We start from the raw sequence: 11,348 nt of genomic DNA on the forward strand, positions 1-11,348 counted from the left end.
GCCGCGATACCCGCGACCTTGCCCACCACACCATCAGCGATCGTCGTCTTGCCCGCGGCAGGGGCCTCCGAGCCGCGGGTGGGGCGGTTCACGCGCGAACCGGACTGGGGGGTGGGGGTGGTGGTGTCGGTAGCCATCTCGGATTCCTTTCACGCTGGTCCCCGGACGGTCCGGGGGAGGCGGTGATCGCCTACAGACCTAAGACGTACCGGGTCCAACTTTCGTCACGCGGGGATTGCGGATCACTGACCGAATGTGTATTCGGCTACATACACCTGGCGGTGCTCAGGTGGGGGTCTCTTCGCGCTCGGCGCGGAACGACTGCTGCAGGGTCCGCACGCTGACTCCCGCCGTTGCGGCGATGTCGTGCACAGTGAGGGGCCGGGTGATGTTCGCCTCGGAGAAGCGCACCGCTCGTTCCACGGCGCTTGAACCGCGGTGGCGGTCGGGGATGGACGGCGCGGCCCCGGCTAGAGCGGGGGGTCGAGCGCGCGGAGCGCGGCATCCATCCGGGTCGCGAACTCGGCATAGCCCGCGTCGTTCGGGTGCAGGCCGTCCGCGGCGATCCAGTCCTCGGGCGAGCCCGCGTAGTGCCCGTCGAGCCACCGGCTGGCACCCGGGATCCAGTCGGCGTCGATCCGGGCGGCCGCGTCCCGGACCCATCCGATGATGACGTCGACCGACGCGGGTCGTTCCGCCGTGTACCAGAACGGCTCGACGACGATGATGCGTGCGTCGGGGAGCTCCGTGTCGAGCCGGGTGAGGTCGCGGTCGATCGTCGCGCGGATCCGATCCGCGGCGGCGTCGTAGCTGAAGTTGTCGTTCAGGCCCATCGTCACGAAGACGATGTCCGGGTCGTCGGCGATGATCTGCGCGGGGATGTCGTCGAGGCCGGCCCCCATGCGGTCCCGCCGGTTCACGAAGCCGAGCCCGTTCTCGCTGCGGTTGATCTCGGTCCACCCGCGATCGGTGCAGATGATCGTCGACCAGCGGAGGTCGGGCGACGAGGCCCCCGTGCCGCGGGTGTAGGAGTCCCCGTAGAAGGCGACGACGGGGCGGTCCTCGCCCCCGGCCTCCACCGGCGGCGGCGTCGCCGGCGTCGGGGTGCATGCGCTGAGCACTGCGACGAGCGCCGAGGCGAGCAGGACTGTCCGGACGCGGCGCATAGGACCATTCTCGACCGCGCCCCCGGGGCCCGGGGTCGATCGGCAGGGGCGGGTCTCAGCCGTCTGCGGGCTTCTCCGACGCGACGATGACGGGCCCGTGGGAGGGAAGGTGCTGCTCGGCATCCGGCGCCATTTGGAACGTCATGGGCTCCCGCGTCTCCGCTTCCGGCCAGGTGTCGGCGGGCTCGGGGACGACATGGAGACCCTGCGGTCCCGCCGCCGTCAGCGTCAGGGCCTGCACCCAGGCGCGGTTGATGTGCGGCGTCCGCGAGCCGTGGAACTTGTAGAGGATGTTCGAGTTGGGATGCAGCCAGATCGTCGTCCGCCCGCCGCCGATGCTGATGTCGTCCTTCCAGCTGAACGTGAACGACTCGTTCCGTCTCAACTTCGTCGTGATCACGCGTTCGAGGTGACTCAGCAATCGGTCCTCGAACTCGACCCTGACCAGCGTCTCCACGATGAACTTCCCCATGCGGGCCTCCCCAGGATGCCGTGGCGACGTGTCCCGGAGGGGACGGCGAAGACGTCGCCGACGGTCACCGTGTTCCCCAGAGTCCTCGGCCGAGCCGCCCGCGGCAAGGGGTGCGCCGAAGGAGCGCAGGAGTTGCGTTCCGTGGCCGGGTGTGGAAGACGTCACGGGGGTAGGAGGGGCCTCGCCGGTGGCGCGGTTCGATCTCGATCATCGGGAATGTTGCTGCCAGGACGCAGCGGCATCCGTCAGCATCGTCCCGACCCGTCGTCGAAGGAGACGCCATGACCCCCACCGTCCGTACCCGCGTCGCCATCGTGGGTGCCGGCCCCGCCGGACTGATGCTGTCCCACCTGCTGGCCCGGGCGGGCGTGGACTCGATCGTGCTGGACAAGCGCTCGCGCGACGAGATCGAGAGCACGATCCGCGCCGGCATCCTGGAGCAGGGCACGGTCGAGCTGTTGGACGCGATCGGCGAATACTCGCGGGCGCGAACCGTCGGTCGCCGCCACGATGGCATCGAGCTGCACGTCGAGGGGGAGCAGCACCGCATCGACTTCGCCGCGTCCGTGGGGCGCGCCGTGTGGCTGTATCCGCAGCACGAGGTGCTCAGGGACCTCGTGGCCGCGCGCCTCGCCGGCGGACAGGACCTACGGTTCGGCGTGGACGTCGAGGGCGTCGACGGCGGGGACCGGCCGCGCGTCCACGCCCGTGACGCGGACGGCGTCGCCGTCGAGATCGAGGCGGACTTCGTCGTGGGGTCCGACGGATCGCGCAGCGTCGTGCGCTCGGCCGTGACCGGCGACCATCAGAACGGCTTTTTCCGGGAGTACCCGTTCGCCTGGTTCGGGATCCTGTGCGAGGCGCCCCCGAGCGCCGACGAGCTGATCTACAGCAACTCGCCCGACGGCTTCGCGCTCGTCAGCCAGCGCTCCCCGGCCGTCCAGCGCATGTACTTCCAGTGCGATCCCGACACGGACATCGCCGCGCTGACGGAGGACGAGATCTGGGGCGAGCTGCAGAAACGCGTCCCGGGCACGGTCCTGCAGACGGGTCCGATCTTCCAGCGCGACGTCCTACGCTTCCGCAGCTTCGTCGCGGGCGAGCTCCGCCGCGACCGCGTCGCCCTCGTCGGCGACGCGGCCCACACCGTGCCCCCGACGGGGGCGAAGGGCATGAACCTCGCAATCGCCGATGTCCGTCTGCTCGCGGACGCCCTGGCGACGCTGCTCCTCGACGGCGACGAGCGCCTCATCGACACCTACTCGGAGCGGGCGTTGCGCCGCATCTGGAAGGCGCAGCACTTCTCCTGGTGGATGACGACGATGCTGCACACCGCCCCGGACGCGTCGGGGTTCGATCGCGGCCGGCAGCGGGGCGAGCTGCGCAGCCTCGTCGAGTCCGCCGCGGGTCGCGCCTACCTCTCGGAGGGCTACTGCGGATGGCCGCTGGACGAGTGATGCACGGCATCACGACCCCTTATGTCTGATTGAGGCAGCACGACGAAGTGTCGGCGCCGCGCCCGCCCCCTGGACGAGATGGCAGTCTGCGGCCCGCGGTACGGCGTCTTTACTGGGCACATGACCGACAACGAGCTCCCCGTCATCGCGCATTGGATCGACGGCGCCGCCACGACCGGTGCCGGGGACCGCACCGCTCCCGTCTACAACCCCGCGACCGGCGCCGTGCAGGCGCACGTCGCCCTGGCGGACCAGGCGGACGTCGACGCGGCCCTCGCCTCGGCCGAGCGCGGGTTCGCCGAGTGGAGCGGCTACTCCATCGCCCGGCGGCAGAGCGTTCTCTTCGCCTTCCGCGAGCTGTTGAACGCCCGCAAGGGCGAGCTGGCGGAGATCATCACCGCGGAGCACGGCAAGGTCCGATCGGATGCCATGGCCGAGATCCTCCGCGGGCAGGAGGTCGTCGAGCTGGCCACCGGCTTCCCCCACCTGCTCAAGGGCGCGTACTCCGAGAACGCCTCCACCGGGGTCGACGTGTACTCCCTGAAGCAGCCCCTCGGCGTCGTGGGGATCATCAGCCCCTTCAACTTCCCGGCGATGGTGCCGATGTGGTTCTTCCCCATCGCCCTCGCCGCGGGCAACGCCGTCGTCGTCAAGCCCAGCGAGAAGGACCCGTCGGCATCCCTCTGGGTGGCGCGCCTGTGGAAGGAGGCGGGCCTGCCGGACGGGGTGTTCACCGTGCTCCAGGGCGACAAGGTCGCCGTCGACGGCCTGCTCGCGTCGCCGGTCGTCCAGTCCATCTCGTTCGTGGGCTCCACCCCCATCGCGCAGTACATCTACGAGACGGCGGCCCGGAACGGCATGCGCGTGCAGGCGCTCGGCGGGGCGAAGAACCACATGCTCGTCCTGCCCGACGCCGACCTGGATCTCGTCGCCGACTCCGCCGTCAACGCCGGATTCGGTGCCGCGGGGGAGCGGTGCATGGCCATCTCGGTCGTGCTCGCCGTCGAGCCGGTCGCCGACGCGCTCGTCGCGAAGGTCCAGGAGCGCATCGCGACGCTGCGCATCGGCAACGGCGCCGGTGCCGACGAGCCCGACATGGGCCCGCTCATCTCCGCCGCGCACCGCGACAAGGTGTCGTCGTACGTGGACACCGCCGAGGCCGACGGAGCCCGCGTCGTCGTCGACGGTCGCGGATTCACCGTCGACGGGCACGAGGACGGCTTCTTCTTCGGGCCCACGCTGCTCGACGCGGTGCCGACCACCTCCCGCGCCTACACCGAGGAGATCTTCGGTCCCGTCCTGTCGGTCGTCCGCGTCGCGTCCTACGAGGACGGGCTCGCCCTCATCAACAGCGGCGAGTTCGGCAACGGCACGGCCATCTTCACTAACGACGGCGGTGCCGCCCGCCGGTTCCAGAACGAGGTACAGGTCGGCATGATCGGCATCAACGTGCCGATCCCCGTCCCGGTGGCGTACCACTCCTTCGGCGGATGGAAGAAGTCGCTGTTCGGAGACGCCAAGGCGTACGGCACCCACGGCTTCGACTTCTTCACCCGTGAGAAGGCCGTCACCAGCCGCTGGCTCGACCCCGCCACCCACGGCGGCATCAACCTCGGCTTCCCCCAGAACGCCTGATCGCGTCCGCCCGCCACAGAACGGAGCACCCCATGGCCCTGCCCCTGGACACCCCCCGCAACGCGTCCGTCAGCGAGCGCGACCGCCGCAGCGTCTTCCACTCGTGGTCCGCGCAGCGCGCGCTGGCCCCGCTGCCCCTCGCGGGCGGCTCCGGCGTCGAGGTGTGGGACGAGGACGGCCGCCGCTACCTCGACTTCTCGAGCCAGCTCGTCAACGTCAACATCGGGCACCAGCACCCCCGGGTCGTCGCGGCGATCCAGGAGCAGGCCGCGACCCTGACGACCGTCGCGCCCGCGCACGCCAACGACGTCCGCGCGCACGCCGCGGAGCTCATCCTGCAGCGTGCACCCGAGGGCTTCTCGAAGGTGTTCTTCACCAACGGCGGAGCGGACGCCAACGAGAACGCCATCCGCCTGGCCCGCCTGACGACCGGGCGCGACAAGATCGTGTCGCACTACCGCTCGTACCACGGCAACACCGGAGCGGCCATCACGGCGACCGGTGACTGGCGACGGATGCCGAACGAGTACTCCCGCGGTCACGTCCACGTCTTCGGGCCCTACCTGTACCGCTCGGAGTTCTGGGCCGAGACCCCGGAGCAGGAATGCGAGCGCGCCCTCCGGCATCTCGAGCGCACGGTCCAGGCCGAGGGTCCGGACACCATCGCGGCCTTTCTTCTCGAGACCATCCCGGGCACCGCGGGCGTCCTCGTCCCGCCGCCGGGGTACCTCGCCGGCGTCCGCGCGATCGCCGACCGCTACGGCATCCTCCTCATCCTCGACGAGGTGATGGCCGGCTTCGCCCGCACCGGCGAGTGGTTCGCGTTCGACGCGTTCGACGTCCGGCCCGACGTCATCACCTTCGCGAAGGGGGTCAACTCCGGATACGTCCCCGTGGGCGGCGTGGTCATCTCCGACCCGATCGCGGCGGTCTTCGACGACCGCGTCTTCCCCGGGGGTCTGACCTATTCCGGACACCCGCTCGCCGCGGCATCCATCGTCGCCGCGCAGCAGGCCATGGCGGACGAGGGCATCGTCGAGAACGCGCGTCGCATCGGCGCCGAGGTCATCGGGCCCCGCCTGGAGGCGCTCGCCGCGGAGTCGTCGCTGGTCGGCGAGGTGCGCGGACGCGGGGTCTTCTGGGCCGTCGAGCTCGTCGCGGACCCGGTGACGCGCGCGCCGCTGGCGGCCGCGGACATGGGGGCGATCAAGGCCGCGATGCTCGACCGGGGCGTTCTCGGGTTCTTCGCCGACAACCGCGTTCACGTCGTACCGCCCGCCGTGATCGAGGACGCCGACGCCCATCGCGGGCTCGACGTGCTCGCCGACGTCCTCCGGGCGCACGAGGGCTGAGCGCGTGGTGCGGGGGCGTGCCATGCGGCGGGAGCGCATCCCGCCGACCGCGTACGGCCATCGTCCGCGCACGGACCCCCGCCGCATCGAGGAGTCCCTGAAGGATGCCGCGCCGATGCCGTTCTGGCTGGACGATGTGCCGGGCCCCATGCCCCATCCGCCCCTGGCGGGCGCGCGCGAGACCGACCTGCTCATCGTCGGGGGCGGGTTCTGCGGCCTCTGGACCGCGATCATCGCGAAGGAACGCGACCCGCAGCGGGAGGTCGTGCTGATCGAGGCCGTTCGCACGGGGTGGGCCGCCAGTGGCCGTAATGGCGGGTTCGTCGAGGCGAGCCTGACCCACGGCGAGGAGAACGGCGCCCTGCACTTCTCCCGCGAGCGGGATGTGCTCGCCCGGCTCGCGACGGAGAACTTCACCGCCCTGCGGGACACGATCGCGCGCTACGGCATCGACGCCGAGTGGGAGGAGACCGGCATGCTGACGGTCGCCACGGAGCCCCACCAGGTGCCGGGGCTCCGCGACGCCGCACGTGACGGCGGGGGCGACTACCTCGAGGGGGAGGCGTTGGACGCGTACGCGTCGTCGCCGGTGTACCGCGCCGGCCTGCTGACCCGCGACGAGCACGCCTACGTCCATCCGGCCAAGCTCGCCTTCGGTCTCGCGCGGGTCGCCGAGAAGCTCGGGGTGAGGATCCACGAGCACACCCGGGCCACGGGGCTGCGTGCGCCGCGGAGCGGGCGGGTGGAGGTCACCACGCCGGACGGTGTCATCCGCGCCCGCCGGGTCGCCCTGGCGACGAACGTCTTCCCGTCGCTCCTCCCGGCCCTGCGGCTGTTCACCGTACCGGTCTACGACTACGTCCTCATGACGGAGCCCCTGTCCGCCGAACAGCTGGCCGCGATCGGGTGGACGGGGAGACACGGCATCGCGGACTCGTCGCGCGAGTTCCACTACTACCGCAAGACGGCGGACGACCGGATCCTGTGGGGCGGATACGACGCCGTCTACCACCGGGGACGACGCGTCCGCCCGTCGCAGGACCAGCGCCGGGAGACGTTCGAGCGGCTCGCCGACCACTTCTTCCTCACCTTCCCGCCGCTCGACGGGGTTCGGTTCACGCACGCATGGGGCGGCGCGATCGACATGTCGACGCAGCTCGTCGCCTTCCACGGCGCGGCGAAGAACGGACGAGTCGCCTACAGCGCCGGGTACACCGGCCTGGGGCTCGGGGCCACGCGTTTCGGCGCCGAGGTGATGCTCGACCTGCTCGAGGGGCGGGACACGGAACGGACCCGCCTGCGGATGTCGCGCCGGCTGCCGGTGCCGATCCCGCCGGAACCGTTCGCCTTCCCGCTGATCCAGCTGATGCGGCGGGCGGTCGCCCGGTCCGACCGGAACGGCGGCAAGGACGGCCTCCTCCTTCGTCTCGCCGGCCTGTTCGGCGTGGGCTTCGACTCCTGATCGCCGTTCCGGCCGTCAGGGGGAGCCGGTCGAGGCCCGGCGCGGGTCAGGCGTCGCGCTCGCCCGTGGGCTCGGCGTCGCCCATCTGCCGGAGGGCGAGCGGGAGGAGCATCTGCACGGCGGCGTCGACGATCTCGTCCAGACGGTCCGCGGGGATCCGCCCGGCCGCGGTGAGGGCGCTGATGCCCTCGGTGGTGGCGGCGAGCAGATAGGGGAGCGGCCCCAGCGCGTCCGGATCCTTCTCACCGAGGAGCTCCGCTCCCAGCGCGAAGAAGCGGGCGGCCGAGGTCTGCGCCGCCGGTTCGCGCTCAGGGCGCGTGCCCCCCGCGGGGGTCGCGAACATCAGCTGCATGAGGGGTCCGTTGCGGTGGGCGAACCGCACATGCGCCCTCACGTACGCGGCGAAGCGCGACGGGAAGTCCTCCGGGCCGCTGGCCGCGACCAGCTCGTCACGAAGTTCGTCGAAGCCGTCGGCCGCGATGGCATCCAGGACAGCATCCCGGTCCGGGAAATGCCGCAGGGGCGCTCCGTGGCTGACGCCGACGCGCCGGGCGAGCTCGCGGACGGTCACCGCCTGCGGACCGTGCTCGATCAGGAGCGCACGACCCTCGCGGACGAGCTCCTGGCGGAGCGACCCGTGGTGATAGGAGCGCGCCGCCTCGGTCATCCGCCCAGGCTAGACGTTGACAGCAATGTAGACAATGTCTACATTGAACGTCATGGCCCCTGAGAGCACCGGTCGCGCGGGGACCGACACCACCGTCGTCATCACCGGAAGTACGAGCGGCATCGGGCGGGCAACCGCCGTGGCCTTGGCTGACGCGGGGGCGCGGATCATCCTCGCGGTCCGCGACGTCGAGAAGGGGCGCGCCGTGGCGGCCGCCCTGCCCGGGGTGCGGGGGTTCCACCGGGTCCGTCGGCTCGATCTCGCGCGGCAGGAGACGATTCACGCGTTCGCGGCGGAGACCGACGAGCAGATCGACATCCTCGTCAACAACGCCGGCGTCGCGTCGAAGGACCTGCAGCGAACCGCGGACGGGCACGAGCTCCAGTTCGGGACGAACCACCTCGGCCACTTCCTCCTGACGACGCTGCTCCTCCCGCGGATCACGGACCGCGTCGTGACCGTCGCGTCGCAGGCGGAGCGCATGGGGCGGCTGGATCTCACCGACCTCGACTGGCGTCGCCGTGCCTACCGTTCCGGGCGGGCCTACGCCGACTCCAAGCTCGCCAATCTGCTCTTCACCTACGAGCTGGACCGGCGTCTGCGCCGCTCCGGATCGCCCGTCCGGGCTTTGGCGGCGCACCCGGGACTCGTGCGGACGGCCATCTACGACCGCCCCGTGGGGGAGCGTCCGAATGTCTGGGACCGTCTGCTGCCGGTGTTCGGCCAGAGCGCAGAGGACGGGGCGCTGCCGTCGTTGCTCGCGGCATCCGGCGACCTGCCCGGCGGCACCTTCGTCGGGCCGAAGCGCATGATGCACATGCGCGGGGGCGCCGAGGTCATCGGCAGCTCGGCACAAGCCCGGGACCCTGAGCTCGGGGCGGCGCTGTGGGCCGCGTCGGAGCAGCTGACGGCGGCGGACGCGCGTCGCTGATCCCCGCCCTCGAGGGGTGTGAGGGCCGACGGCTACGCGCCGCCGCCGGTGAGCCGTGTCCAGAGGTCCACGATGAGCGGCCCGGTGTCGCCCGCGCGGTCGGCGGAACCGACGGCGACGGCGACGAGCGGGTAGACCGTCACCGCGAGGCTCAGGAGAACGGCCAGCACCGCGAACACCCAGGCGGACCCCGCCCGCCGACGGGTCAGTGCCAGGAGCAGCGCGCCGGCGACCAGCAGGATGCCGAGGAGAGCGACGACCGTCACGCTCACCACGGGGAAGGGGATCAGCCCGGCGGTTCCGGCCGTCGTCGCGGCGAGGAATCCCGTCAGCGGCAAGAACAGGCCGAGGCCGATGAGGACCGCGAGCACGACGCCCACGCCCGCGGCGATGAACACTCCACGGGGCCGTCGCGTGCTGCGGGAGACCGTCCTCATGCGCCCGATCGACGCGCGCGGTCGCGTGCGTCATCGGCCGCCGCCGCGATGTCGTCGGTGACCTCGTCGAGGGCGTCCGCGACGACGTCGTGCGCATCCGCCGCGTCGTTGTTCGAAGCGGCGTCGGGGTCGGCATCGGCCGCCGTCGACCGGCGGCGAGCGTTGCCGTCCTCCTCGGCCGCCTCGTCGACCGCCCGCCGCGTCGCCGATGCGACGTCGTCCGCCGCCTCGCGCGTCGCCGATGTGACATCGTCCGCCGCCTCGCGCGTCGCGGTGGCCGCGTCGTCCACGGCGTCACCGGCCGCCGTGAGGGCGTCGTCCACGGCATCCTGGCCCGCCTCCACCGGATCGGTGTCGAACGGTCCGAAGACGTCGGTGACGGTGACGGTGACGGCGACGCTGTCGGAGCCGAGCTCTGCGGCGACGGTCCGCGCGGCGTCGCGGACCGCGTCCGCCACGTCGCGGATCTTGTGGGGGTACTCCACGACGACGGAGACGGCCACGGTGACGTGTCCCGATCGGTCCTGGTCCACCTTGACGCCCGGTGCGGAGGTCGTCGAACCGATGCGCTGGCGCACCGCGTCGGCGGCTCGCATGAGGACTCCGCCGAGGGCGTGGACGCCGTCGACGTTCGCGGCGGCGTCGGAGATGGCGACGGCGGCGTCGTCCAGGGTGGTGCGGGCGGTGGTGGTGGTCATGGTGCGATCCTCCCGGGGATCAGTTCACGCGGGTGTTGTCGTGCGCCAGCTTGGCGCGCAGGCCCGAATGGATGGAGATGAAGGTGCGGACGTCACGGCCCGTGAGGGTGGCGAGGTTGCTCACCAAGGTGTCGGCGTACTCGGCGACCTCCCGCGGGGACGTGTTCTGCCGCGGGGTGATCGCGACGTGCAGCACCGACTCCTTGCGGACCTCGCCCGAGGTGACGCGGGCGGAGAGGATCTCGTCCCGTCCGTCGAACGCGTTCTTCAGTGCCTGCGAGGCGAAGCCGTCGGTGATCGTGATCCGGCCCTCCGTGCTCTCGCTGCCGGTCGACTGCAGCGGTGCCGGTCGACGACCGCGAATCGCGGAGGCGGCGATGACGATGAGGATGATCGCCAGGACGGTGATCGCGGCGACGGCGCCCCACCCGGCGCTCTCGCGGCCGATGCCGACGAGCCAGCCCTGGAACCCGCCGACGACGGAGGTCCAGGCATCGGTTCCGCCGGGCAGGAGACCGACGGCGAGGAGGAGGGCGCTCACCCCGAGGAGCACGACCCCGAAGAGGAGGACGAGGAAGCGGTTCAGGCCGCGCCGTGTGGCGTTCATCAGGACTCCTCGGTGTTCGGACGCGTGATGCGGAGGTGGGTGGTCACGCGTGGGACGAGTTCGTAGGTGCCGATCTCCGCGTCGACGATGCGGCGCAGTTCGGACTCGTCGACAGGGATGCCGACAGGCGGGCGCACCGTGACGTCAACCGACCGGTGCGCGACCCCGACCTCGATGTCATCGCGGGCGATGCCGGACTCGTTGCTGAGGTGCTGCGCGAGGGCGGAGGCGATGACCCCGTTGTCGACGACGACCGCGCGGTTCACACCACGCGTCATCTCGTGACGCGAGAGGCGTCCCGGCGCGACGGCGACGACCAGCACGATGAGAGAAATGACCGCGAGGACGGCGCCGCCGAGGATGAAGGCGACGGGCATGAGGGCCTGGGGCGCGTCGACGGCGGCTTGGAGGGCGGGGCCGGGGGCGATCAGGAGGGGGTTCTGGCCGGTGAGGGTCAGGACGAT

At 71.5% G+C, this 11,348-nt stretch carries 13 protein-coding genes; 5 read left to right on the top strand and 8 right to left on the bottom strand.

Annotated elements, in window-relative coordinates; translation table 11 throughout:
* Positions 1–285: 285 nt before the first annotated feature.
* From ACO03V_RS16045 to ACO03V_RS16055, 3 genes are read right to left on the bottom strand one after another with little or no spacing between them, the layout of a single operon-like run.
* Entirely contained in the window at positions 286–411 is a 126-nt protein-coding gene (locus tag ACO03V_RS16045) for a hypothetical protein (RefSeq protein ID WP_423138332.1), read from the bottom strand.
* A 59-nt stretch (positions 412–470) separates the two neighbouring features.
* Positions 471–1,166 carry an SGNH/GDSL hydrolase family protein gene (locus ACO03V_RS16050; RefSeq protein WP_423138333.1) on the bottom strand — a complete coding sequence of 232 codons (696 nt, stop codon included), beginning with the start codon at positions 1,164–1,166 and terminating at the stop codon, positions 471–473.
* A gap of 55 nt (positions 1,167–1,221) precedes the next feature.
* Positions 1,222–1,638, bottom strand: coding sequence for an ATP-dependent DNA ligase (locus ACO03V_RS16055; protein ID WP_367734450.1), 417 nt, complete (start codon positions 1,636–1,638; stop codon positions 1,222–1,224).
* A gap of 281 nt (positions 1,639–1,919) precedes the next feature.
* Between ACO03V_RS16055 and ACO03V_RS16060 the strand changes: the two genes are divergently transcribed.
* From ACO03V_RS16060 to ACO03V_RS16075, 4 genes are all read left to right on the top strand, one after another.
* Positions 1,920–3,095, top strand: a complete 1,176-nt coding sequence (locus tag ACO03V_RS16060; RefSeq protein WP_423138334.1) for a 4-hydroxybenzoate 3-monooxygenase — start codon at positions 1,920–1,922, stop codon at positions 3,093–3,095.
* Positions 3,096–3,215: 120 nt separating this feature from the next.
* Entirely contained in the window at positions 3,216–4,730 is a 1,515-nt protein-coding gene (locus ACO03V_RS16065; RefSeq protein WP_423138335.1) for a CoA-acylating methylmalonate-semialdehyde dehydrogenase, read from the top strand.
* Positions 4,731–4,762: 32 nt separating this feature from the next.
* Positions 4,763–6,082 carry an aspartate aminotransferase family protein gene (locus ACO03V_RS16070; RefSeq protein ID WP_423138336.1) on the top strand — a complete coding sequence of 440 codons (1,320 nt, stop codon included), beginning with the start codon at positions 4,763–4,765 and terminating at the stop codon, positions 6,080–6,082.
* 22 nt (positions 6,083–6,104) lie between these two features.
* Positions 6,105–7,544 carry an NAD(P)/FAD-dependent oxidoreductase gene (locus tag ACO03V_RS16075; RefSeq protein WP_423138342.1) on the top strand — a complete coding sequence of 480 codons (1,440 nt, stop codon included), beginning with the start codon at positions 6,105–6,107 and terminating at the stop codon, positions 7,542–7,544.
* A 46-nt stretch (positions 7,545–7,590) separates the two neighbouring features.
* Here ACO03V_RS16075 and ACO03V_RS16080 read toward each other — a convergent pair whose 3' ends face one another.
* Positions 7,591–8,211, bottom strand: a complete 621-nt coding sequence (locus tag ACO03V_RS16080; protein ID WP_423138337.1) for a TetR/AcrR family transcriptional regulator — start codon at positions 8,209–8,211, stop codon at positions 7,591–7,593.
* A gap of 52 nt (positions 8,212–8,263) precedes the next feature.
* On the opposite strand from ACO03V_RS16080, the gene ACO03V_RS16085 reads away from it, so the two are divergent.
* Positions 8,264–9,142, top strand: a complete 879-nt coding sequence (locus ACO03V_RS16085) for an SDR family NAD(P)-dependent oxidoreductase (protein ID WP_423138338.1) — start codon at positions 8,264–8,266, stop codon at positions 9,140–9,142.
* Positions 9,143–9,174: 32 nt separating this feature from the next.
* Here ACO03V_RS16085 and ACO03V_RS16090 read toward each other — a convergent pair whose 3' ends face one another.
* The 4 genes from ACO03V_RS16090 to ACO03V_RS16105 all read right to left on the bottom strand — a co-directional run.
* Positions 9,175–9,579, bottom strand: a complete 405-nt coding sequence (locus ACO03V_RS16090) for an MFS transporter permease (protein ID WP_423138339.1) — start codon at positions 9,577–9,579, stop codon at positions 9,175–9,177.
* Positions 9,576–10,277, bottom strand: a complete 702-nt coding sequence (locus tag ACO03V_RS16095) for an Asp23/Gls24 family envelope stress response protein (protein ID WP_423138340.1) — start codon at positions 10,275–10,277, stop codon at positions 9,576–9,578. Before ACO03V_RS16095 ends, ACO03V_RS16090 begins: the two co-directional genes overlap by 4 nt.
* A gap of 19 nt (positions 10,278–10,296) precedes the next feature.
* Complete coding sequence (locus tag ACO03V_RS16100; RefSeq protein ID WP_367734408.1) at positions 10,297–10,884, bottom strand: hypothetical protein; 588 nt, start codon at positions 10,882–10,884, stop codon at positions 10,297–10,299.
* The coding region (locus ACO03V_RS16105; RefSeq protein WP_423138341.1) for a DNA/RNA endonuclease G at positions 10,884–11,348 on the bottom strand (465 nt) is incomplete at its 5' end. The genes ACO03V_RS16100 and ACO03V_RS16105, both read right to left, overlap by 1 nt.

The sequence above is a fragment of the Microbacterium sp. HMH0099 genome, assembly GCF_049384025.1.
Classification (GTDB): domain Bacteria; phylum Actinomycetota; class Actinomycetes; order Actinomycetales; family Microbacteriaceae; genus Microbacterium.

Excerpts from the sequence above, each read along its gene's own strand:
- ACO03V_RS16050 (WP_423138333.1), bottom strand. The coding sequence starts at position 1,166 with ATGCGCCGCGTCCGGACAGTCCTGCTCGCCTCGGCGCTCGTCGCAGTG.
- ACO03V_RS16055 (WP_367734450.1), bottom strand. The coding sequence starts at position 1,638 with ATGGGGAAGTTCATCGTGGAGACGCTGGTCAGGGTCGAGTTCGAGGAC.
- ACO03V_RS16060 (WP_423138334.1), top strand. The coding sequence starts at position 1,920 with ATGACCCCCACCGTCCGTACCCGCGTCGCCATCGTGGGTGCCGGCCCC.
- ACO03V_RS16065 (WP_423138335.1), top strand. The coding sequence starts at position 3,216 with ATGACCGACAACGAGCTCCCCGTCATCGCGCATTGGATCGACGGCGCC.
- ACO03V_RS16070 (WP_423138336.1), top strand. The coding sequence starts at position 4,763 with ATGGCCCTGCCCCTGGACACCCCCCGCAACGCGTCCGTCAGCGAGCGC.
- ACO03V_RS16075 (WP_423138342.1), top strand. The coding sequence starts at position 6,105 with ATGCGGCGGGAGCGCATCCCGCCGACCGCGTACGGCCATCGTCCGCGC.
- ACO03V_RS16080 (WP_423138337.1), bottom strand. The coding sequence starts at position 8,211 with ATGACCGAGGCGGCGCGCTCCTATCACCACGGGTCGCTCCGCCAGGAG.
- ACO03V_RS16085 (WP_423138338.1), top strand. The coding sequence starts at position 8,264 with ATGGCCCCTGAGAGCACCGGTCGCGCGGGGACCGACACCACCGTCGTC.
- ACO03V_RS16090 (WP_423138339.1), bottom strand. The coding sequence starts at position 9,579 with ATGAGGACGGTCTCCCGCAGCACGCGACGGCCCCGTGGAGTGTTCATC.
- ACO03V_RS16095 (WP_423138340.1), bottom strand. The coding sequence starts at position 10,277 with ATGACCACCACCACCGCCCGCACCACCCTGGACGACGCCGCCGTCGCC.
- ACO03V_RS16100 (WP_367734408.1), bottom strand. The coding sequence starts at position 10,884 with ATGAACGCCACACGGCGCGGCCTGAACCGCTTCCTCGTCCTCCTCTTC.